A 20825-nucleotide genomic window follows, 5' to 3' on the forward strand; every position below is an offset into this window, starting at 1 on the left:
GCGTGATCGATATCAACGAGTCCGTGATGCAGTTCCTTCTGGCGTTCGTCGTCGTCGGCCCGCTTCTCGGCGCCGCCGCCGCTCTCCTGCCGGCCCCGCCCGGACTGAAGGGGAAGTCCCCCGAGCAGGCCGTGCTCCGCCACGGTGTGACCGTCACCGGCGCGATCCTCGTCGCCGCGATCGTCCTCGCGCTCGGCTTCGACCACGACCAGCCGTCGAAGATGCAGGCCAGCACGGACATCAGCTGGATCCCCGCACTCGACGTGCGCATCCACCTCGGCATCGACGGCATCTCCCTCCCCCTTCTGGTCCTGACCGCGCTGCTGACCTTCCTGTGCGCGCTGTACTCGTACTTCAAGATGCCCGCGGGCCCGTCCCCGAAGGCCTTCGTCGCACTGCTGCTCGTCCTGGAGTCCGGCACCCTCGCCACCTTCGCCGTCCTCGACCTGCTGCTGTTCTTCCTCGCCTTCGAGATGGTCCTGATCCCGATGTACTTCCTCATCGCCCGCTGGGGCGGTGAGGGGCGGACCCAGGCCGCCTGGAAGTTCATCCTCTACACGCTGCTCGGTTCGGTCGTCATGCTGCTCGGCCTGCTCCTGATCGGGATCAAGGCGGGCACATTCGACATGGTGGCACTCGCCACTGACAACGGCCGGTCGCTGACCGCATCCGTGCAGGTCATCGCCGTTCTGGCGATCGGTCTCGGGCTCGCGGTCAAGACCCCGATGTGGCCCCTGCACAGCTGGCTGCCCGACGCCCACACCGCCGCTCCGACGGTCGGCTCGGTCCTGCTGGCCGGCGTCCTGCTGAAGATGGGTACGTACGGTTTCGTCCGCATTCTGCTGCCGATTGCGCCCGACGGCTTCGCCGACTTCGCGCCCTACCTCGCGGCCTTCGCCGTTGTCGGGATCATCTACGGATCCCTGGCCTGCCTGGCCCTCGCCAAGCAGGGCGCGAAGGGCGACCTCAAGCGCCTCATCGCCTACTCCTCCGTCGGCCACATGGGCTTCGTACTGCTCGGCATCGCGACCATGACCCCGACCGGCGTGAACGGCGCCCTGTTCGCCAACATCGCCCACGGCCTCATCACCGGCCTGCTCTTCTTCCTGGTCGGCGCGTTGAAGGACCGTACCGGCAGCACCGACCTCGACACCCTCGCCGAGGAGACCGGGGCCGCCCTCTACGGCAAGGCCCCGCGCCTCGGCGGCCTGCTTGCCTTCGCCGCGGTCGCCTCGCTCGGCCTGCCGGGCCTCGCCGGATTCTGGGGCGAGATGCTGGCCCTGTTCGGCGCGTTCGAACCGGCCGCCGGCCTCAGCCGCCCCGCCTTCCTCACCTTCATGACGATCGGCGCGTTCGGCACCCTCCTCACGGCCGCCTACCTGCTGATCGTGGTCCGCCGGGTCTGCATGGGCGCCGTACCGCAGGAAGCACCGCGGCTCACCGACGTACAGAGCTACGAGTTCGCGGCCTGGACCCCGCTCGTCGCCCTCACCGTCGTCGCCGGCCTGTGGCCCAAGACTCTCCTCGGCCTGACCGACCCGGCCGTGCAGCAGCTCCTCGCAGGAGGCACCCGATGAGCTCCCTGGCCCAGCCGCTGGCCGTGAACCTCGTCCAGTCGGTCGACTGGCTCGCCATCGCGCCGCCCACCATCGCGGCGGTCGTCGGCCTCGCCGTCCTCGTCGCCGACCTGTTCGTCGGCGAGAACCGGAAGGCGCTGCTCGGCTGGACGTCGGTCGCGGGCCTCGCCGCCGCGACGCTGATGCTGCTGCCCCTCCTGGACGGCGACCGCGCCACCTTCTGCCTCACCGGCGCCCCCGACGTGTGCAGCTACACGGCCGACCGCTTCACCCTCGTCCTCCAGCTCCTGGTCCTCGGCGGCGCCCTCCTCGCCGCCCTGCTGTCGGTCACCGCGCTGAAGGACGCCGACAAGCGACTCCCCGAAGGGGAGTTCTGGTTCCTGCTGCTCTCCTCCGTCGCGGGCGCCGCCCTCCTGCCCGCCTCCCGCGACCTCGCGACGCTGATCGTCGCCCTGGAGGTCGCCTCCCTGCCCGCGTTCGCCCTCGTCGGCCTCCGGCACGGCGACCGCAAATCGTCCGAGGCGGCACTGAAGTTCTTCCTGTCCTCGGTCACCGCGACCGCGGTCAGTCTCATGGGCATCAGCTTCGTCTACGCCTCCACCGGCACGCTCTACCTCACCCAGATCGCCGACCGGATCCAGAACGTCGACGGACAGTTCCAGACCCTCACCCAGACCGGCGTCGTCCTCACCCTGATCGGCTTCGCCTTCAAGACGGCCGCCGTCCCGTTCCACTTCTGGGTCCCGGACACCTACGTGGGAGCGCCCCTTCCGGTCGCCGCCTATCTGTCGGTCGTCGGCAAGGCGGTCGGCTTCTCCGGCCTGATCCTCATCACGGTCATCGCCCTCCCGTCGTACGCCGACGTCTGGGGCCCGGCGCTCGCCGCACTGGCCGCCCTCACCATGACCGTCGGCAACGTGGGCGCCCTGCGCCAGCAGGCCACGCGCGCGTACAGCGCGGTACGGCTGCTCGCCTGGTCGTCCGTCGGACAGGCCGGCTACCTCCTCGTACCGATCGCCGCCGCCGCGTACTCAGACGACCCCGAGGGCGCCATCGGCTCCACGGTCGCCTACGCCCTCATGTACGCCGCCGTGAACCTCGGCGCCTTCGCGGTCGCCGCCCTGGTGGGCCGTACGAAGTCCCTCAACCGCCTCACCGACTACCGCGGCCTGTACGCCAGGAACCCCCTCTCCGCCCTTGTCCTGGCCTTCTTCCTGCTGTGCCTCGCCGGGCTGCCGCCGGGCATCATCGGCCTCTTCGCGAAGGTCACCGTCTTCTCCGCGGCCGTGGACGCGGGCCTGGGCTGGCTGGCCGTGGTCATGGCCGTCAACGTCGTGATCGCGCTGTTCTACTACCTCCAGTGGACGGGCCTGCTGTTCCGCGCACCCGAGGGCGCACCCGAGAGGCACCTCGTCCCGGCCCCCGTCACGGCGACCATCGCCCTGACCGCCGTCCTGGGCATCGGCCTGTCCGGAGCCCCGCAGCTCATCCTGCGCTTCACCGACACAGGGCTCTTCTGACGCACGCCGGTCCCGCTCTCTGCGAAGAGGCGGACGGCGAGGAAGAGAAGCACGGCGACGGCGCACGCCGCGAGTCGGGCCGCCGCCGTCACCCGTACGGCCCACGTGCACGGCCGCGCGCCCAAGGGAACCCGAGGCCCTCGCCTGGCGTTGACCAGTACGGGAGGGTCCACTGGACGTGACACCACGGCACCAGTGGCATCGGAGATCGACCAGCAAAGGGTTCCCCTGCCGCACCACTTGGAGGGCGTACCGTGCACCGCCGGCACAACGGGCTCAGGACCGCAGTACTCCTCGGGGGACTGTCCGCACTCATCATCGTCATCGGCAGCTTCTTCGGCCGCATGGGGCTCGTCGTCGCTGTCTTCGTCGCCCTGGGCACCAACGCCTACGCGTACTGGAACAGCGACAAGCTCGCGCTACGCGCGATGCGTGCCCGCCCGGTGAGCGAGTTCGAGGCCCCGGGGCTGTACCGCATGGTCCGCGAACTCTCCACGCAGGCCCGCCAACCCATGCCGCGGCTGTACATCTCCCCGACGGAGGCGCCGAACGCCTTCGCGACGGGCCGCAACCCGCGCAACGCCGCCGTGTGCTGCACCGAAGGCATCCTGCGCCTCCTCGACGAGCGCGAACTGCGCGGCGTCATCGGCCACGAGCTCAGCCACGTCTACAACCGCGACATCCTGATCTCGTCGGTCGCCGGCGCCCTCGCCTCCGTGATCATGTTCCTGGTCAACTTCGCCTGGCTGATCCCGATCGGCCGCTCCGACGATGATGACGGCCCCGGCCTCTTCGGCATGCTGCTGATCATGATCCTGGGCCCGCTCGCCGCCTCGGTCATCCAACTGGCCATCAGCCGCTCCAGGGAGTACGAGGCCGACGCGTCCGGTGCCCACCTCACCGGCGACCCACTCGCCCTCGCCAGCGCCCTGCGCAAGCTCGAAACCGGCACCAAGCAGCTCCCGCTGCCCCCGGAACCCCGGATCGAGACCGCGAGTCACATGATGATCGCGAACCCGTTACGCCCGGGACAGGGACTGTCCAAGATGTTCTCCACACACCCGCCGATGGCCGAGCGCATCGCCCGGCTCGAAAAGATGGCAGGTCGCCACCAGTGAAGACAATTCTGAACGTCATCTGGCTCGTCCTGAGCGGCTTCTGGCTGTTCCTCGCCTACCTGGTCGCCGGCGTGGTGCTGTGCATCACGATCATCGGCATTCCCTTCGGCATTGCCGCCTTCCGTATCGGCGTCTACGCCCTGTGGCCCTTCGGGTACACGACGGTCGAGCGCCGCGACGCCGGGGCGCCGTCCTGCATCGGCAACGTCCTGTGGCTGATCCTCGCGGGCTGGTGGCTGGCCATCGGCCACATCGTCACCGGCGTCGTCCTCTGCCTCACGATCATCGGCATCCCGCTCGGCATCGCCAACTTCAAGCTGATCCCGGTGTCGTTGCTGCCGTTGGGACGCGAGATCGTACGGACGGACCAGCCCTTCTCGTCGCGCTGGTAGGCCCGCTTTTCCACAGCTCCGGGGTTGTCCACAGGCCCGCCCGATTGTCAGTGTCGGCTTGCATCATGAACGCATGACCGAGAACGAGCAGTTGCTGACGCGGGCGACGGACAAGGAAGCACTGCCCGTAGCACGTCCGGTGGCAACGTCGGCCCAAACCGCCCCCGCCGCACCGATATCCAGCAGCCCGCCCCCGCCGCACCGCTACCGAGCAGCGCGCCCCCACCGCCGCACGCCGTAGGCCACTACCCCTACCACCAGCACACCCGCGCCCACCAGCACCGAAACCCCCGGCAGCGCGAACGCCAGCACCACGCATCCGAGGAGCCCCACCACGGGCACCGCCCGCGCGGCCGGAGGCGAATCGAGTGTCCACGCAGACGCGTTGGCGATGGCGTAGTACGCCAGCACACCGAAGGAGGAGAAGCCGATCGCGCCCCGGACGTCCACCGTGGCGGCCAGGACCGCGACCACCGCGCCCACGGCGAGCTCCGCACGGTGCGGCACCTGGAAACGCGGGTGCACGGCTGCCAGCGCGCCGGGCAGATGCCGGTCCCGGGCCATGGCCAGCGTCGTTCGCGAGACGCCCAGGATCAGGGCGAGCAGTGAGCCCAGCGCGGCCACGGCGGCACCGACCCGCACCACCGGAGCCAGCCCCGACATGCCGGCCGCCCGCACCGCATCGGCCAGCGGTGCGTCCGCGTCACCGAGAGCGTCGGCCCCCAGCACGGAAAGGACAGCCACCGCCACACACACGTACACCGCCAGCGCGATTCCCAACGCCAGCGGGATGGCGCGGGGGATGGTGCGCGCCGGATCCCGCACCTCCTCGCCGAGGGTCGCGATCCGCGCGTACCCCGCGAACGCGAAGAACAGCAGACCTGCCGCCTGCAGCACCCCGCCAAGACCGCCGGAGGTCCCGATGTCCAGCCGCCCGGCGTCGGCCTCCCCGGACCCCAGACACACGACGACCACGCAAGCGAGGACCGCCAGAACCACCGCCACGATCATCCGCGTCAGCCAGGCGGACTTCTGGACGCCGCCGTAGTTCACCGCGGTCAGCGCCACCACGGCCGCGACCGCCACCGCGTGCGCCTGATCCGGCCAGACGTACGCGCCCACAGTGAGCGCCATCGCCGCACAGGAGGCCGTCTTCCCGACCACGAACGCCCAGCCCGCGAGATAGCCCCAGAACTCCCCGAGCCGCTCGCGTCCGTACACGTACGTGCCACCGGAGGCCGGATACAACGCGGCCAGCCGCGCCGACGACGTGGCGTTGCAGTAGGCCACCACGGCGGCGACGGCCAGGCCGAGCAGCAGCCCGGTGCCGGCCGCGTGCGCCGCGGGTGCCAGCGCGGCGAAGATCCCGGCCCCGACCATCGAGCCGAGCCCGATGACGACGGCGTCACCGACACCCAGGGTGCGGCGCAGTTCGGAACCGGAAGACGTCATGCGCCGCACCCTACTGATCGCTGCAACCGCGGAGTGCAGCGGCGACGTCTTCGTCACCAACAGGCAGCGAACACAAGCACGAACCAGAACGAGCAACAGCCGCCGCACGTCGCATGGCATACGTCGCACGGAGCGCACGAGCACAGCGTGTTCGGCCGGAGGGGCAGGTTCACGGCATGGGCATCATCAGCTGGATCATCCTGGGGCTGTTGGCCGGAGCCATCGCCAAGTTCCTGCTGCCGGGCCGCGACCCGGGCGGCTTCATCGGCACGACCGTCATCGGCATCACGGGCGCGTTCATCGGCGGCTGGATATCGGCCCGCTGGCTGGACCACCCCATCAGCAAGGACTTCTACGACGGCGCCACCTGGGCGGCCGCTATCGGCGGCTCCCTGGTCCTTCTGGTGGCCTACCGCATCCTGTTCGGCCACTCGCGCAACTGAGCACATCCCCCGGACCGCAGCCAGCAGGCGAGAAGGGTGGGCACCCGCCAGGTGCCCACCCTTCCTCGTGGCGTAGTGGTTCAGCGGTAGTTCACGAACTGCAGCGCGAAGTCGAAGTCCCGGCCCTTCAGCAGGGCGATGACGGCCTGCAGGTCGTCGCGGCTCTTGGAGCTGACCCGGAGCTCGTCGCCCTGCACCTGGGCCTTCACGCCCTTGGGGCCCTCGTCGCGGATGATCTTCGCCACCTTCTTGGCGTTCTCCTGGGAGATGCCCTCCTCGATGGAGGCGAAGATCTTGTACTCCTTGCCCGAGAGCTGGGGCTCGCCCGCGTCGAGCGCCTTCAGCGAGATCCCGCGCTTGATCAGCTTGGACTGGAAGACGTCGAGGACAGCGTTCACCCGGTCCTCGGAGTTCGCCTCCATCAGGATCTTGTCCCCGGACCACGAGATCGAGGCGCCCACGCCCTTGAAGTCGTAGCGCTGCGAGATCTCCTTGGCGGCCTGGTTGAGGGCGTTGTCGACCTCCTGCCGCTCGACCTTCGAGACGATGTCGAAACTGGAGTCGGCCATGTCCTGTGGCTCCTTGTATCGGGTGCGTGTCGGGTGCGTATCGGCGTACGTGGGGGTGAGCGCCGAGCCCGGCGTAGATCCCGGGCCGCATCCGGATAAGCCTAGCCATCCCCGGTCCTCCGAGCGGAGATCAATCGGGTGGCGAAGCACCCCTCCGCATCGGGTATTGTTTACGTCGTTGCCAGAGAGCGCAGCCGCAAGGCGGTTCGAAGTGCAGCAAACCCCGGCGGTGTGCCCGAGCGGCCAAAGGGAGCAGACTGTAAATCTGCCGGCTCAGCCTTCCCAGGTTCGAATCCTGGCGCCGCCACACTGGGGAAGACCCCCCCCGATCTGCGGAAACGCAGAGCGGAGGGGGTCTCTTCGTATTCGAACAGCACTATTCGAATAAGGGTCGAAATGCGTGGCTTGTCTCACCTGGTCTCGGGTGAGTCCCAGCTCTGATCAGCGCGTGTCCCCCAGGCGTCCCCCGGGGGACGGGCCAGTCCCGTCCCATTCCCGCAGGCCAGCCTCAATCTGGTGATTCGCTCGCTCCTGGGCTTGCGCCAGTACCTTCGCGTAGACACGCAGCAGCACAGCTACCGAGTGTCCAGCGCGGCGGGCGACCTCCATGGGGTCGACTCCGCTGTAGAGCCAGAACGAGACCCCGGCGCACCGGAGGTCGTACGGTCGCCGGGCAAGCGGCGATGCCTCCTGCTCCGGCGTCAGTGAGTCGCCTCGGGCGCTTGCCCACACCTCGCCGTATCCCGTGTCCTGAATCACACCGCCACGGTTCGTGCGGAACAGACGGCCGTCCGGAGCCGTGCCGTAGCGCTCGATGTGCCAGCGGAGCATCGCGACGAAGTCGGGAGGGATGGGCACCACGCGCGAGTCTCGCTGTGCTCGTGCCTTGAGGTGGCGGTCCTGGTGGGCCCGACCGTCGTCCGTCCAGTCGCGGCCGGCATGGACGATCCCGCCGCGAAGAGTGAGCTTGCCCCACCCCCGCTTTGGCAAGTGGCACTGGGACGCGGTCAGTCCAACCGCCTCGGCGGGGCGCATCGCGGCGTAGTACAGGCACCCGAAGAACGCCTCAAGGTGCGCACCCCGCTCCCCCTGCCCCCGTACGCCCTCAAGCAGGGCCCGCACCTGACGAGGGTTGGCGACGCTCGCCGGGTCAACCTCTTCGGTCGACTTGGGCGCCGACCACTTCACGGTGGACAGCGGGTTGACCGGAACGCTGAAGTAGCGCCGTTCGACCGCGAGCCCCAAGACGTCGCTGAGGCATGCCCTCTTGCGCCGCGCCGTGCGCGCGCCGGCGGGGGAGCCGTTCAGTAGCGTCGACAGAGCGTCCAGAGCCAGACGGAGCGTGGCAGGGTCTTCGAGAGCAGCAACGGGCAGCGAGTTCTTCTCCAGCCAGTTGAGCGCGTTCGTGACGTCGCTGGGGTGTTCCTGGGGCCAGCGGCTCTTGTTGTACGCCCAGCCGTACAAGGCGGTGCGGAGTACGCGGGGAGAGGGTTGCCCCACGGTTGTCTTCACGAGTGCAGGGGTGATGGTGGCGAGGGCGTCGGCGTCGTTGCGGCGCGACTTGGCGGGGAGCTTGTCCCACCTGCGGGCGATGTAAGCGCGTGTGTGCTCGTACCAGGTCACGGAGCCATTCACCGCGCGGAGTTCGGAGGCAGGGAGGCCCGTCTCCACGTCGAACTGTTCGCCCTTGCGTAAGGCGGTCATCAGCTCCGAACGACGGCCGTCGGCCTGTGCTTTGACGGTGTAGCTCTTGGAATGCTTCTGAGGGCCCACAAGCCACCGCACGCGGTAGGGCTTCGGGCGGTCCCGGCGGGTTTCGATGCTGTAGATCCGGACGTCGTAGGTCAGGGGCATGGTTCTCCGAGCAGTAAGAAGCCCGCCCCGGACGGGCGGGCTTGAGGGGGAGTCGTCAGGCAACGCGCTCTTCGCAGCGCTCCCACCAAGCGTCGAGGTCGGTGCGGCTGACTCGGACCTGTCCGTTGGGGAGCTTGCGGATGCGGGGGGCGTGGCCGCGAGCGCGCATGCGGTAGAACGCGGCGCGGCTCATCTTGATCTCAGTGAGAACTTCGGGGAGCTTGAGCATCTCGGGGCGGGCCATTCCTTGGCTCCTCGGGGAAGTGTCGGGAAGGACGGAGAAGTTGGATTCACATTCCTCTGAGTCGCGACTCATCGGCACTCAGCGGCACTCAGAGGAGGCTTGAGACGCGATGAGTCGCGACTCAGGCAAATGTGGTTCGGACGCGTTCAGCGTGATCCCGGTGTAGGTGACCACCTGCCGGCCGTACGCGTCGCGGGGGCGTGAGCGGCTGAGCTGGGGGACGACGGAGAGGAGGTTGCGGCCGAAGACCTGTTTCGTGCCGGGGCGGACGCCGTTGTCCTCGGCCCACTCCCGCCAGACCGTCCACAGGGCGTCCACGGGGACGCTGCATGTGGGTCCGGTGGTGCAGCGTTCGCGGATGAACGCGCTGGTGGGTGAGGCGGTGTCCTGCATGGTGGTGACCGCTTCGCGGCTGGAGGCGGGTTCTGTGATCCGCCGGGTGCGCTGGAGGCGGGCGAGGCCCTCCAGTGCCCAGTTGAGGATGCCGGGCATTTCCGCGGTGAGCCGGTCGAAGAGGGTGGGGTCTTCCTTGCCCAGCCAGGACACGCGCATGTTGAGCAGGACGAAGCGGCGGGCGATGACGCCGGAGGAGTCGCCGAAGTGCGGCAGTTCGTTGGAGAGGATCACCAGCCGGGTGGGGAGCTTGCCGGTCCACACGGCGCGGTATTTGCGGTCGATGTCGATGGTGTCCTCGCCGGAGATGGTCAGCAGGCGTTCGACGACTTGGCTGTTGTCGTTGCCGGACAGCCGGGCGTCGGAGATGACCGCGAGGGGCTTGCCGACCAGGGTGGACAGGCCGAAGTTTGTGCCCAGTCCGGCCAGTGTCGGCCCGGCGAGATTCTCCTTGCCGACCAGCTCTTTGAGGACACGGGCGATGGTGCCCTTGCCGGAGCGGGACGGGCCGACGATGAGCAGGATCTTCTGCTGGTCGGTGCGGCCGGACAGCACGTAGCCGAACCACTCCTGGAGTCCGGCGATGGCGTCCGGGTCGTCGGGCCAGATCTGCGCCAGGAAGCGTTCCCAGGTCGGCGCGGTCGCGGCGGGGTCGTAGGCGAAGGGGACGGAGACGAGGTTGAAGAACCCGGGCCCGTGCGGCAACAGCTCACGGTCCCGGATGCGCAACAGCCCGTTCCGGCAGGCCACGATCGTCCCGTCGTCCGGCTCACCCCTGCCGTCGATCCAGGTGGGGGCGTCGGTGTCGGTAGGCAGCAGGGTGATGGCGCCCAGCGCGTCGAGCAGGTTGCTGATCTTCTGTTTCGTGGGTGCCCAGGCGCGTTCCTCGGTCTGTCCGTCCTTGCCGGGAGCCTGGTAGATGGAGTGTTCGAGCCGGGTGTACATGCTCGCGCGCATCTGGTCTTCGTCCAGCTCCCGCCAGCAGGTGCCGGTCCAGCGCATCCACGAGCCGCGCCAGCGTCGGCACACCAGGTGTCCGTCCTCGGTCTGCCAGTCCGGCAGGAGACGGCGGGCGACGGCCAACGGGTTGGAGGGCGCGGGCAGTTCTTCCAGGTCCTCGCTCATGCGGCGGCCCTCCCCTCGGCACTGGTGAAGTGGGGGCAGTGGCCGACGCGGGTGGTCAGTTCGATGACGGCCGGGCGACCGCGAGCGCGTTCGTGGTGGCCGCAGGAACACAGCCAGTCCGCGACCGGAGGCTGCGTGAACTGCACCTGGAGACCGGGCCAGATGCCGGTGATGATGACCGTGTCCGGGTCAGAACGAAGGGCTGCAGAAAGGACGCCCTCACGGGCGACGCCTGTCGGCTCGCCCACGGCCGGTTGCTCTACAGCCGGTTCGGCGGCGCGCGGGCCGTCCGTGGCGGTGGTGAGGCTCTTAGAGGCAGGGGGGAGGGTGGTCATGCCGACCTCCGGCGCCCGGGGTTGTGGGCGATGGACCAGTCCAGTCCGCGCCTGATCACGTCGTCGTAGTAGCGCTGGGGCTGTGTGGCGTTGGCCCCCGCCGCCTCCCTAAGAGCCTGCTCAACCACGGTGCGGGTGAGGTCGCCGGACGAGATCAGCCGTCCCAGGGCGCGTGCGGCCCGCAGCAGTGTGGCGTTGCGGGTGCCGTCGGCGGCGGTGGCCACGTTTCGGGTCTCGCTAGCGAGCGCTACATCCGCATATCGGCGTGATTGCCCCGCTACGGCCCCTGAGGGGGCCTGTACGGGCCTGGGGGCGGGTTGCAGCATGCTCAGCAGCCACGGGGGCAGCGGGGCCGCCACGGGGCCGCACAGCGCCTCGTAGGCTCCGACGGGGGTGGTGCTGCCCGCCGCGACGACGTAGCCACCGCGGGCACGGGTGTCGACCAACTCGCCGATGGTTCCTGCGGTGTTGGTCAGCCGCACGCCCTCCGGGGCGGTGAAGTACAGGTGCTCACCGCCGCTCGCGGTCCGCACCTGGTAGGTGTCGGGGACGGCATGCCCGGCGCGCTCGCAGAGCGCTGCGAAGGTCGCCGCGCCGCAAGGCGCGTCCGAACTGCCTTTGTCCTTGGGCACGTCCAGGTCGACGACGAGCAGGCCGGAGGGTCCGGTGGCGATGCCGACGTTGAACGGGCCGCGCGTCCAGGCGGCTTGGAGGCGGTCGGGGTCGGTGGTGGCGCGTTGCTCCCACTTCAGGTGGCCGTTCGTGCACGGGCCGGTGCGGGGGCAGGAGGTCTCGCCGTGCAGGGCGGGCCGCTTGGTGCCGGGCCGGAGGGGGAAGACGTGCCAGCCGCGTTCGGCTGCGTCCAGCGCAGCGCGGAGCAGCGCTGGGCGGGGGTCATGGGTCATGCTGGATGTCTCCAGTTCCTTGAAGGGTTCTGGCTGACAAGGGCGGCCCCGGTTCTTTGGCGAGATGCGGGGGCCGCCCTTGGCGTAGCTAGCCGTGGAAGTGGTTGCGCCTGAAGATCGCTTTGCGGATGTGGAAGGTGTTGCCGCCCTGGTGGCCGTGCGGCTTGAAGATCTGCACGGCGATGAATCCGCCGAAGCAGATCGCGGCCAACGTGATGAGCTGGCTGATGAGCGCGGTCAGGGCGGTGATGAAGGTGGTGAGCAGCAGCAGGCCGCCGCACACGGCGAGGAACCCGACGCCGCCGAGGGCGACGTTGACCGCCGCGCGGGAGACGGGGGGCTTGGCGACCGCCGGTTCGGGCTTGGCGGGCTCCAGGGCGTAGCCGGTCACGACACGGCCGTCCGGCAGCACGATGCTCGCCACCGACGGAACCGTGCCCGGCTGCACGGGCACGAGGTGCGCCGGCGTCACGGCGGCGGGCGTGAGGGGCGTGGGGTGGTGGACTTCCACCGCCGTGGGCTCGTACGGGCGGTAGGGGGTGGGGCTGGTCATGGCCTGCGCTCTCCTAGAAGTCGATGTCTTCGACGGTGCGGACGACGGAGCCGGTGACGTCGTTGATGGGACTGGCGGCGCCGGTGGAGGCGAGGAAGAAGCCGAACATCACGGCGACGAACGCGGCGCCGTAACCGAGGTCGCGGCTGCGCAGCAGGCCGAACAGGATCAGCCCGAATATCGCGGCAAGGGAGATGGTCACGGCCATGGGACGCTCCTAGACAGGTGAGTGAAAACGGGGATGTTCGGGCGGGAAGCGGAATCCGTTCCGGAGGGGGGTCGGGGAGGCGGAGGCACCCCCTTGCGGGAGACTCCTGGAGGGGGTTTCCCGGGTGCTGACCTGCGTGCCTCCCCGCCTCCCCGAAACGATGTTTCCGCTGATCGGCGTGGGGGAGGCGGGGCGGGGAGGTGGTTGGGGAGTTCTCCCCGCCTCCCCGGCGCGGACGGGTCTGCCTCCCCGCTACTCGACGCCGGAAGCGGAACCCTTCTCGTCGCGGTTGGCGAGCGCCCGGAGGACGTGATCGCGGTGGACGACCATGCGCCCGTGCGACTTCTTCGGCTCCTCGCCCTCCGCCTCCAGCACCCGCTTGAGGTCGCCGTTCGTCCAGCCGCCGTAGGCGTCCTCGTTCAGCATCGCCAGCCGCTTGAGGACGTCGGCCGTGAACAGCCGGGGCACGTCGCCGATGACGGCTGCGATATCGGCGAGCGAGTCACGCTCCTCGCCGCGCTCGATGGCGTGCAGGGTGGTGACCCCGTCGCGTAGCGCCTTGGCACGGTCGGTGATGACGGTGGCCGCGTCGTCGTCGATGTAGTGCGTGCGCACGGTGATGGACGACTGGCCGGCCGGAATGGCGATGCCGTCGGAGGCGACGACCAGGGTTCCCCGATCCAGGCCCGGACGCAGCAGGTTCGGCGCGGCGCCGCCGTCGACCGCCTTGTCCCCCAGCGCCATGCGGGCCTGTGACTCCGTGCCCAGCGCGAGGGAGGCGCGGGTGTGGGCACCCTCGCGGACCAGCTTGGGCAGGTTCTCGTTGGTGGGGTCCTGGGTGCCCTGCCACATTAGGACGTTGACCGCACGGCCCTGGTTGTGGATCTTCCGGACGGCCATGAAGTAGCGGGAGTTGGCCTTCGCGCCGCCGTAGGGGCGCTTGGCGTCGTCCTTGGCCGGGCACATGAACGCCACCTGCGCCTCGTCCACCAGCACGATCAGCGGCGGGAAGGTGGTGCCGGGCGGCGCTTGGATGCGACGGTTCATCTGCTCCACCGCGCCCTCGACCATTTCGGTCACCTGGATGACGTGCTCGTCCGTCGGACCCTGGATCAGGGTGGTGGCGAGGCCGTCGAACATGGCCCAGTCGCCCACGCCCTTGAGGTCGCCCATGAGGAACTGCACTGACCGATCCAGCGACAGCCACAGGGCGAGGGAACGCAGGGCAACAGTCTTGCCCTGGTTGGACAGGCCGGTGATGAGCAGGTGGCGTTGATACAGGCTCAGCGCGGCGGCGTCCCCGCGCAGGTCCTGACCCCACGGAGCCTTGCCCTTGGCGTAGTCGGCGGTCATCGTCTCGTCGGTGACCAGCGGGGACGGGCCGATCGGCTCATCGAGGGCGCCAGAGTCGGCGACCCACAGCCGGACCGTGCGGGCGGCGGTCGGGATGGTGATGAACACCTCGTGCTCGTGCCGGGTCAGGTTCTCCGCGAGCTTGCGCCGCCGGTTCTGCACTTCGATCGTGGAGACGCCGGACGGAAGGGTGACGTCGACCTCCACCCCGCAACCCGCGATGGTGATCGGGCCGAGCATGGACGCTCCGGCGTCGCCCATCTCCTTGATCGCGTTGCGCAGGGCGGGCACCCCGAGGTCGCGCAGGGCCTTGACGACGATGGACGGGGTGATCGGCTCGCCCTCGCCGGTCCGGAGGTTGGCGGGCAGCGCCCACTGCGGGGCGGCCTGCTGGTGCCGGCCGACCGCCCACAGGGCGAGCAGGGCCAGCAGCGGGCCGATTGTGACGGCCGGGCCCCACACCACCTGCACGATCCGGATCAGCGCGCCGATGAAGTCGACGGTGGCCGACAGCGGGGTGATGACGTCGGACGCGTCCTTGGTGTTGAAGGCCATCACGATTCCGAGGGCGACCAGCACGCCGATGCCCATGCCGGTGCCGACGGCGGCGCCCTTGGCGACGTCCACGGGCGAGTGGAGCAGGTCCATGCGGCGGCGGTGGCGGGCCTCGCGAAAGCGCTGGAGGCGCTCCTCCCACTCCTCCGCGACCTCGTAGTTGCCGGTCGCTTCGGCGGCGCGGAGCATGCGTTCGTAGCGGGCACCGGTCCGTCCGTCCCAGGTGCGGCGGGCCACGATCCGGCCCCCGTTGAGGGTGTACAGGCCGTGCCGGGCGATGACGCGGGCGGCGGTCGTGGTGCGCTCATCGGTGGCGATGCGGCGGGCGGCGCGGCCGGAGCGCACCCACAGCGGCACAACCGGCGCGGCCGGGGCATCCGCGACCACGGTCAAGGTGGTCACGGACGCGTCCGGGGCCGGGGGTTCGGGGTTCTTGTGGAGGTGGACGACGTTCTCGGTCATGCTGGGGTGTCTCCTGACTGCCCCGATCGGGGCGGGAGTTGAAGAGATGCGCCGGGGTGGCCGGGTCCTGGCAGACGAGGGCCACCCCGGAGCGGCAAGAGCGAAACAGGCGGCGCGGGTCAGCGGCCCTGACGGGCACGCAACTCCGCGCGGCTGAGCTGAGACGGCAGGGTGCGCGGGCCGTCGATCCAGCAGAACGGGCGGGTGCCGTCGGCGGCCTTGAAGACCCGGAGTGCAGCCCCCGCGGGGGCGTCGGGCAGCGCGTGGACGCGTCCGCCCTCCAGGGACGCCAGCAGGCGGACGCCGTGGTGTTCGCACCCGTCGGCGCCGGCATTGACCGCATCCAGCACGGTCACCACCACCGGGCCGACGCAGGGCGTGGGGTCTTCGGGATGGGCGGCGGGACAGCGGGCGTCCATGCTCACCACCAGCCCGAGGACTTCGTCGCGGCCTTGGCCCTCGCGTGCTCGTTGATGAGGCGCTGGCGCTCGGCCTGCAACGCGGCCAGTTCGGCGGTCAGCCGGGTGACGACCATCTGCCACACCGACTCCAGCTTGCGTTCGGCCCGTCCGGCGTCCTTGCCCCGCATCACCTTGTACGAGCCGCCCACCAGGGCGCGTGTCACCTGGCGGCGCTCGGCACCGGTCAGCGGCCACATCTCCTCGTTGTGAACCGCCTCGATCTTGCGCCGCGTCTTGTCGATCTCCTTGTCCAGGCGGCGCGTGTTGGCCTTGGCCATGGTCAGTCCCTCCTGGGGTAGGTGTGGCCGGCGGGCGGATAGACGGACACGCCCTGGTCGGCCAACAGGCCTTCCATGACGACCGCCTCGAAGTCCGCGGCAAGGCCGGTGGCGGGGTCGTACGCGAAGGCGATGTCGGCGGCATCCAGCAGCCGCTCGGTGCGGGCGTGGTCGTCGCCCGGCGACTCGCAGACGGAAGACTTCACGGCTGACCTCCCAGGTCAGAACCAGTAGCCGGGGGATTGGGGTAGGCGCACAGCAGACACATGCCGAGCGAGGTCGGCAGGCAGTAGCCGTACGTGATCTGGCACTTGGGGCAGGTGCGGCGGGCCAGCATCGCCAACGCGAGCGCGCCCCACTTCCGCGACGTCATCGGCCGGACCGGCTTGGCCAGGTCCTCGCGGTAGAGGTAGGCGACCTGCACCCCCGCCTTGCGGCCCCGGTGCTGGCGCATCACCTGAGCGGCGACCGCTTGGCCGCCGGGCCGTAACCCGCGCTCGCGCAGCTGGCGGCGGGTGGCGTAGCCGTCCGGGGCGAAGTGCCACGGGAACGTGGGGACCCCGAACCGGGCGCCGGAGGGGTCAAAGCACTTGCCGTAGGCGGCCATCAGGCCGCCACCCCCAGCTCACACGGATGCGGGACGGGGCGGGCCAGCAGGCGCAGCCGCGTGGCGGGACACGGCACCCGCCGGGCGTTCCAGCCGTCGGCGATGAAGTCGCGGCCGATGTGTTCGGTGTAGGCGGGCGGGATCGCTTCGGTGAGTTCCTCGTGGACGTTCGTCCAGGTGATGCCCATGGCCTGCTGCATCTCCGCGACGGTGCCCTTGCCGCCGCCCTTGCCGTACGCGGCGATGTACGGGCCGTCCCGCCAGACCCCGTGCCGCCAGCCGCGCACCGGACCCCGATGGGGCCTGTGCACGGCCGGAGCGGGGCGCCAGTACAGGCCGAGCTCGAAGTAGCGGTGACGCAGCACCGAAAGGCCGAACATCTCCCCGCACAGCAGCAGGTCTTTGCGCAGGTTCGCGCCCTGGACGTTCTCGATGACGTACGGGACGCCGTACCACTCGCACACCTGGCGCACGGCGGGGATGAGGTCGGTGTGCGAGCGGCGGCCCCGGTTGGTGCCCCGGGTCAGGGCACACGATGCCTGGCAGGGCGGGGAGTAGTGGACCAGGTGGAAGTCCTGGCACATCTCCCGCGCCGCCTGAAGCGCGTCAGCCTGGACGAACTCGAACGGGTAGGCGGGGCGTCGGACGATGTCCACGCCGACCACGTCGAACCCGGCACGCCAGTAGCCCATCGAGGCCCCGCCCGCGCAGCAGAACAGATCCAGCACCCGCGGCCGGCGCATCACGCCACCGCCAAACCGCGCTCCGCACGCAGCGTCTCGCGCAGCATGCGGGCGTTCGCGGGCGAGGTGTGCACGGCCCGGCGGATGCCCTCCGCGGTCAGCCGGGCGTCCGGCCAATCGGCCGTCGCCCTGCGGGCCTCATCGAGCAACTGCGCCGCCGTGCGCTTGGGCCGGGGCGACCTCGCGGCCTCCGGTACCCGACCGGTCGCCCGGCGGGGACGGGTCGACTCCGCGGGCACCGTGCGCTGCACGCCCGGACGGGTCGGGGCCGACTCGATCGCCCTGACCGGCTTGAGCGGCAGGGACGACTTGCCCAGGTCGACCGGGACCGGGTCGGGCACCCGCACGACGGTTGCCGTGATCGGCTGGGGGGTCGATTCCGGCAGGTCAGCCGTAGACCGAATCCTCACGCTCTCGGTGGATTCCTCCGCATTCGTGATGCCCGCGAACATGGCGGACAGGGCCGCGTCCGCCCCGTCGGTGACCCGATCGCGCTGCACGGTGAGCAGCCTCGATCCGAGCGCCACATCCCCGACGCCGACCCTGCGCGCCAGCCGCCACGACTTACGGTCCGACCGCTCGCGCACCTTGGCGTCGGGGTGGTTGGCCGCGCGGGCCCGGTGGTAGGCGAGCGCCTGCACGACGGCGGCGGCCCTGCGTTCGGCTTCCGCGTCACGGCCGTCGGTGTGGACCACGATCCGGCGGGCGAGGAAGGCCATGCCCTCCGCGGCCACGCACATGCCCATCGGGGTCACGGCGTAGATCACGGTCCGCCCGGCGTCCGGGCCCGCCATCGCGGCCATCACCGACGCGGCGGCGGGCAGCGCCCACAGCCCGACGCGGACCGGCCACGGCGAGGACTGCCCCAGCATGGTCAGCCCCAGCAGCACCAGCCCGAGAACGGCCGTGGCGCCCTCACCGGCCGCCACCGCGCCCAGCGCGGTACCGGTGCCGTAGACGTGGCCGATGTTGCTGAACGTACCGATACCGCCAGCGATGCCGGTGGCCAGCATGGGCACGAACGCGGCCGTCAGCACGGTCTTCTGCGTCCTGGTCAGCGGCGTGCGGTTCATCGCCGGGCCCCCTCGCCGTTGTCGTCGAGGTCGCCCGGCTCCCACAGGAACCGCTCACCCATCCATTCCTCGGCATCGCCGGCGTCCGGCCCGACCGTGTCCGGCAAAGGCGGCGCGGACAGGGCCCACAGGAAGCAGGAGAGCAGCAGACAGCCCGCACCGACCGCGACAGCGGGCAACGGGAGGGTGTGGACGAACGCGGTCACCACGACGGGGGCCACACCCGCGGCCGACAGCACGGCGGCGGCCAGCCGCCACCACCTCTCGCGGCGGGCACTCACGCCGCACCGCCGGGCAGCAGCGTTGCGGCCGTGGCGTTGGCGAGGGCCAGCCTCACGCTCAGCATCCGGTGCCGGGCCCGACGGATGCGCCGGTTGTCCAGCTCGGTCGGCGTGCGGTCCAAGGTGGTGATGTACGCATCCAGCAGGTCGATGTCCGCGAGGATCGCGGGCATCTCCTGCTGGATCGCGTCCAGTTCCGCATCCGTTGGCTCGATGAAGTCGGCGAACGCGGTAACAGCGTCCTGAACAGTGACGATGGGATTCATGGGTCGTGGTTCCTCTCGAAGGTGGAACGGCCCAACAGCGGCTCCCGGGAGGCACCCCGGGAGCCGCGCGCCGTTGAAGGAGAAAGAGCCGCGCGCACCGCGCGCGGCACGGCCACTGAGCCGTGGCCGGAGTGCCCCGGGCGGGATTCGATCCCGCGCCCTCGCGGCAGGTAGCCGGGGCGGTAATACATGGATCACTTACCGAAGTCCTCCTGGAACTCCTGCCATTTGGCCGCCGCGAATCCGCGGTACATTTCGGCGTCGAAGCTGTCATAGCCGCAGGCGTTCGCCGCGGCATGTGCCCGGTCGTCCATGGCTCGGCATTCGGCGTGGCGGACGTTCTCGTCATTGGGGTCGAGGTTGAAAGCCACTGTGGGTTCCTCTCACAGGCGGTCGATGGTGGTGGTGCAGTGCCCCGGGCCGCATTCGATACGGCGCCCTCACGGCTGGATGCCGGGGCTGGTGGCGCTCAGAAGTTCTGGCTGATGCCGGTGTGGTTGTCGCCGTTGATCACCGTGGTGCCGGGGCCGAGGACGGCCGTGTGCGTGGCCGTGTGGGTGTGGCCGTCGGCGTCGGTGGTCGTGGTGCTGGACTGGATGACGGTCTCGCCGGAGTCGGTGGTGGTGACCGTGATGTCGGTGTGCTTGCCCATGAACGAACGCTCCTTGGATCGCTGGATGGGGCCGGCCGTCTGACGGCTCCCCTTGCCGCAGGTGCGGGACCTGCGACGCGGGCAGCGGTCAGCGCTGGACGACGTCCTTGTCCAGGTCCCGGTGGCGCACGCTCACGCGGTGCCCGGCGGCGGTCAGCCGGTCGGCAAGGGCGCGGGCGAAGGTCGGGGCGCGGTGGCGTCCGCCGGCGCATCCGTCGGCAACCGTCACGGTCCCGGCGCTGGGGCCGGAGGCGAACGCGGCCACGGCCGTGGCGGTGGCCTCCACCAGGGCCGTGATGCCCGGCGTGTTCAGCACCGCGGTACGGACCGGCTCGTCATCGGCCGTCATGTACCGCAGCTCGGGGGCTACGTGCGGGTCGCGGAAGTGCTGGCGCAGGTCGATCGTCAGGTGCGCGGCGGGCGGCGCATCGTGCAGGTAGCCGAACGAAACGATCTCAACAACAGCCATGAGAACTCCAGGGAGTTGAAAGGGGTGTTCCGGCTCCCCACGCCCCGCTCGTACGGCCGAAACGGCCGGACGGGCGGGGGAGGCAACCGGCCGCCGCGAACTGCGGCGGAGAGGGTTGATGTGGCGCTGTACCGCGCACAGGACAGAACCCGTGCACGCCCGCCCTCTTGCTTGCGAAGGGGGGACGGGCTCCCTCGGCACGCTGTTGAGTTCTCAAGGCGCAGTCGCTTCCGGCGAGCGTGGTAACCCCTGGTCACAGGGGCTCCCGTCCTTGCGGGACGGGACCCGTCGGGCGTGTTCTTGCAGGTCAAACAGGTTGTTCAAGCTCTCCACCCCTTCCGGGGTGAGCCGCTTTCTCAACTCTGCCTCAGAGTGCACTGTGAGGCAGAGTCCGTCAAGTCCCCTCGCGGAACAAGCAGCGTGGGGCGCTGGTTCTACCTCTGAGGCACGGGCACTATGAGGCAGAGAACGCGACAAGACTTGGGGTGCAGATGGTCGAGTGGACCGGCAAGTTCGCCTATCAGCAGGTGGCCGATGACCTGCGGCAACGCATCGCGGATGGCGAGTTCACCAAGACCGGACAGCTTCCCTCGCTCGCGCAGATCCAGAAGCGCTACGAGGTCACAGTGACTGTTGCCCGCGCCGCCATCCGTCAACTGACGACGGACGGTCTTGCGGTCAGCCACCAGGGCAAGGGCGCTTTCCTGACGCCCGACGCCGACCGCGCCGCGCAACTCGCTGATCCGGTCGGGACCGTTACGGAGCTGCGCAAGGAAGTCGAGAAGCTGCGCACGGAGGTCGGGGAGCTGCGCCGGCGCGTCGCGACGCTCGAAGGAAGCTGAGCTTCCAGCAAGCCGGGATGAGGCCTGAACAGTCGTGGCGTGGGGCATGTGCACCTCCTCGTTCGGTGTGTGCACTACTTCACAGCCGCGGCGTG

At 70.0% G+C, this 20825-nt stretch carries 27 protein-coding genes and 1 tRNA gene; 7 read left to right on the forward strand and 21 right to left on the reverse strand.

Annotation, left to right across the window (positions count from 1 at the left end; all coding sequences use genetic code 11):
* Positions 1-2 precede the first annotated feature (2 nt).
* The 4 genes from AB0Q90_RS23050 to AB0Q90_RS23065 all read left to right on the forward strand — a co-directional run bounded on the left by AB0Q90_RS23050 (position 3) and on the right by AB0Q90_RS23065 (position 4607).
* Positions 3-1577, forward strand: coding sequence for an NADH-quinone oxidoreductase subunit M (locus tag AB0Q90_RS23050; protein ID WP_363159232.1), 1575 nt, complete (start codon positions 3-5; stop codon positions 1575-1577).
* A complete protein-coding gene (locus AB0Q90_RS23055) occupies positions 1574-3097 on the forward strand; it encodes an NADH-quinone oxidoreductase subunit N (RefSeq protein ID WP_363159231.1) in 1524 nt (507 codons plus the stop codon). The genes AB0Q90_RS23050 and AB0Q90_RS23055 overlap by 4 nt, the downstream gene beginning before the upstream one ends.
* A 254-nt stretch (positions 3098-3351) precedes the next feature.
* On the forward strand, positions 3352-4215 hold the full coding sequence (htpX, locus tag AB0Q90_RS23060) for a zinc metalloprotease HtpX (RefSeq protein ID WP_363159230.1): 864 nt from the start codon (positions 3352-3354) through the stop codon (positions 4213-4215).
* Positions 4212-4607 (forward strand): YccF domain-containing protein, encoded by a 396-nt coding sequence (locus AB0Q90_RS23065; RefSeq protein ID WP_363159229.1) that lies wholly within the window; start codon positions 4212-4214, stop codon positions 4605-4607. The genes htpX and AB0Q90_RS23065 overlap by 4 nt, the downstream gene beginning before the upstream one ends.
* Positions 4608-4811: 204 nt before the next feature.
* Here the strand turns inward: AB0Q90_RS23065 and AB0Q90_RS23070 are convergent, their stop codons facing one another.
* Positions 4812-6059 (reverse strand): APC family permease, encoded by a 1248-nt coding sequence (locus AB0Q90_RS23070; RefSeq protein ID WP_363159228.1) that lies wholly within the window; start codon positions 6057-6059, stop codon positions 4812-4814.
* A gap of 176 nt (positions 6060-6235) precedes the next feature.
* On the opposite strand from AB0Q90_RS23070, the gene AB0Q90_RS23075 reads away from it, so the two are divergent.
* Positions 6236-6502 (forward strand): GlsB/YeaQ/YmgE family stress response membrane protein, encoded by a 267-nt coding sequence (locus tag AB0Q90_RS23075; protein ID WP_363159227.1) that lies wholly within the window; start codon positions 6236-6238, stop codon positions 6500-6502.
* Between the two features lie 80 nt (positions 6503-6582).
* On the opposite strand, the gene AB0Q90_RS23080 is transcribed toward AB0Q90_RS23075, so the two are convergent.
* On the reverse strand, positions 6583-7071 hold the full coding sequence (locus AB0Q90_RS23080) for a YajQ family cyclic di-GMP-binding protein (protein WP_363159226.1): 489 nt from the start codon (positions 7069-7071) through the stop codon (positions 6583-6585).
* 225 nt (positions 7072-7296) lie between these two features.
* Between AB0Q90_RS23080 and AB0Q90_RS23085 the strand changes: the two genes are divergently transcribed.
* Positions 7297-7378: transfer RNA gene (locus AB0Q90_RS23085), tRNA-Tyr, on the forward strand.
* Between the two features lie 134 nt (positions 7379-7512).
* Here the strand turns inward: AB0Q90_RS23085 and AB0Q90_RS23090 are convergent.
* The 19 genes from AB0Q90_RS23090 to AB0Q90_RS23180 all read right to left on the reverse strand — a co-directional run bounded on the left by AB0Q90_RS23090 (position 7513) and on the right by AB0Q90_RS23180 (position 19888).
* Positions 7513-8925, reverse strand: a complete 1413-nt coding sequence (locus tag AB0Q90_RS23090) for a site-specific integrase (RefSeq protein ID WP_363159225.1) — start codon at positions 8923-8925, stop codon at positions 7513-7515.
* Positions 8926-8980: 55 nt separating this feature from the next.
* Entirely contained in the window at positions 8981-9169 is a 189-nt protein-coding gene (locus tag AB0Q90_RS23095) for a helix-turn-helix domain-containing protein (RefSeq protein ID WP_363159224.1), read from the reverse strand.
* Positions 9170-9247: 78 nt separating this feature from the next.
* Positions 9248-10687, reverse strand: coding sequence for a phage/plasmid primase, P4 family (locus AB0Q90_RS23100; RefSeq protein ID WP_363159223.1), 1440 nt, complete (start codon positions 10685-10687; stop codon positions 9248-9250).
* On the reverse strand, positions 10684-11022 hold the full coding sequence (locus tag AB0Q90_RS23105; protein ID WP_363159222.1) for a hypothetical protein: 339 nt from the start codon (positions 11020-11022) through the stop codon (positions 10684-10686). Before AB0Q90_RS23105 ends, AB0Q90_RS23100 begins: the two co-directional genes overlap by 4 nt.
* Entirely contained in the window at positions 11019-11927 is a 909-nt protein-coding gene (locus tag AB0Q90_RS23110; protein WP_363159221.1) for a bifunctional DNA primase/polymerase, read from the reverse strand. Before AB0Q90_RS23110 ends, AB0Q90_RS23105 begins: the two co-directional genes overlap by 4 nt.
* A gap of 88 nt (positions 11928-12015) precedes the next feature.
* Positions 12016-12480 carry a hypothetical protein gene (locus AB0Q90_RS23115; RefSeq protein WP_363159220.1) on the reverse strand — a complete coding sequence of 155 codons (465 nt, stop codon included), beginning with the start codon at positions 12478-12480 and terminating at the stop codon, positions 12016-12018.
* Positions 12481-12493: 13 nt separating this feature from the next.
* Positions 12494-12688 carry a hypothetical protein gene (locus AB0Q90_RS23120; RefSeq protein ID WP_363159219.1) on the reverse strand — a complete coding sequence of 65 codons (195 nt, stop codon included), beginning with the start codon at positions 12686-12688 and terminating at the stop codon, positions 12494-12496.
* A 252-nt stretch (positions 12689-12940) separates the two neighbouring features.
* On the reverse strand, positions 12941-15058 hold the full coding sequence (locus AB0Q90_RS23125) for an ATP-binding protein (RefSeq protein WP_363159218.1): 2118 nt from the start codon (positions 15056-15058) through the stop codon (positions 12941-12943).
* Between the two features lie 119 nt (positions 15059-15177).
* On the reverse strand, positions 15178-15477 hold the full coding sequence (locus AB0Q90_RS23130) for a hypothetical protein (protein ID WP_363159217.1): 300 nt from the start codon (positions 15475-15477) through the stop codon (positions 15178-15180).
* 2 nt (positions 15478-15479) lie between these two features.
* The gene (locus AB0Q90_RS23135) at positions 15480-15797 is read right to left on the reverse strand and encodes a hypothetical protein (protein ID WP_363159216.1); all 318 of its coding nucleotides are present in this window, start codon (positions 15795-15797) and stop codon (positions 15480-15482) included.
* A gap of 2 nt (positions 15798-15799) precedes the next feature.
* Entirely contained in the window at positions 15800-16003 is a 204-nt protein-coding gene (locus AB0Q90_RS23140) for a hypothetical protein (RefSeq protein WP_363159215.1), read from the reverse strand.
* Positions 16000-16407, reverse strand: a complete 408-nt coding sequence (locus AB0Q90_RS23145; RefSeq protein ID WP_363159437.1) for an RRQRL motif-containing zinc-binding protein — start codon at positions 16405-16407, stop codon at positions 16000-16002. Before AB0Q90_RS23145 ends, AB0Q90_RS23140 begins: the two co-directional genes overlap by 4 nt.
* Positions 16404-17147, reverse strand: coding sequence for a DNA methylase (locus AB0Q90_RS23150; RefSeq protein WP_363159214.1), 744 nt, complete (start codon positions 17145-17147; stop codon positions 16404-16406). The genes AB0Q90_RS23145 and AB0Q90_RS23150 overlap by 4 nt, the downstream gene beginning before the upstream one ends.
* Complete coding sequence (locus AB0Q90_RS23155) at positions 17147-18220, reverse strand: conjugal transfer protein (RefSeq protein ID WP_363159213.1); 1074 nt, start codon at positions 18218-18220, stop codon at positions 17147-17149. Before AB0Q90_RS23155 ends, AB0Q90_RS23150 begins: the two co-directional genes overlap by 1 nt.
* Positions 18217-18501 carry a hypothetical protein gene (locus AB0Q90_RS23160; RefSeq protein ID WP_363159212.1) on the reverse strand — a complete coding sequence of 95 codons (285 nt, stop codon included), beginning with the start codon at positions 18499-18501 and terminating at the stop codon, positions 18217-18219. Before AB0Q90_RS23160 ends, AB0Q90_RS23155 begins: the two co-directional genes overlap by 4 nt.
* Complete coding sequence (locus AB0Q90_RS23165) at positions 18498-18767, reverse strand: DUF6284 family protein (protein WP_363159211.1); 270 nt, start codon at positions 18765-18767, stop codon at positions 18498-18500. Before AB0Q90_RS23165 ends, AB0Q90_RS23160 begins: the two co-directional genes overlap by 4 nt.
* A 194-nt stretch (positions 18768-18961) precedes the next feature.
* The gene (locus tag AB0Q90_RS23170) at positions 18962-19138 is read right to left on the reverse strand and encodes a hypothetical protein (RefSeq protein ID WP_363159210.1); all 177 of its coding nucleotides are present in this window, start codon (positions 19136-19138) and stop codon (positions 18962-18964) included.
* A gap of 98 nt (positions 19139-19236) precedes the next feature.
* A complete protein-coding gene (locus AB0Q90_RS23175) occupies positions 19237-19419 on the reverse strand; it encodes a hypothetical protein (RefSeq protein WP_363159209.1) in 183 nt (60 codons plus the stop codon).
* An 88-nt stretch (positions 19420-19507) separates the two neighbouring features.
* Positions 19508-19888 carry an RNase adapter RapZ gene (locus AB0Q90_RS23180; RefSeq protein ID WP_363159208.1) on the reverse strand — a complete coding sequence of 127 codons (381 nt, stop codon included), beginning with the start codon at positions 19886-19888 and terminating at the stop codon, positions 19508-19510.
* 491 nt (positions 19889-20379) lie between these two features.
* Between AB0Q90_RS23180 and AB0Q90_RS23185 the strand changes: the two genes are divergently transcribed.
* The gene (locus AB0Q90_RS23185; protein ID WP_363159435.1) at positions 20380-20730 is read left to right on the forward strand and encodes a GntR family transcriptional regulator; all 351 of its coding nucleotides are present in this window, start codon (positions 20380-20382) and stop codon (positions 20728-20730) included.
* Positions 20731-20825 lie beyond the last annotated feature (95 nt).

This window comes from Streptomyces sp. NPDC079141, assembly GCF_040686775.1.
Taxonomy (GTDB): domain Bacteria; phylum Actinomycetota; class Actinomycetes; order Streptomycetales; family Streptomycetaceae; genus Streptomyces.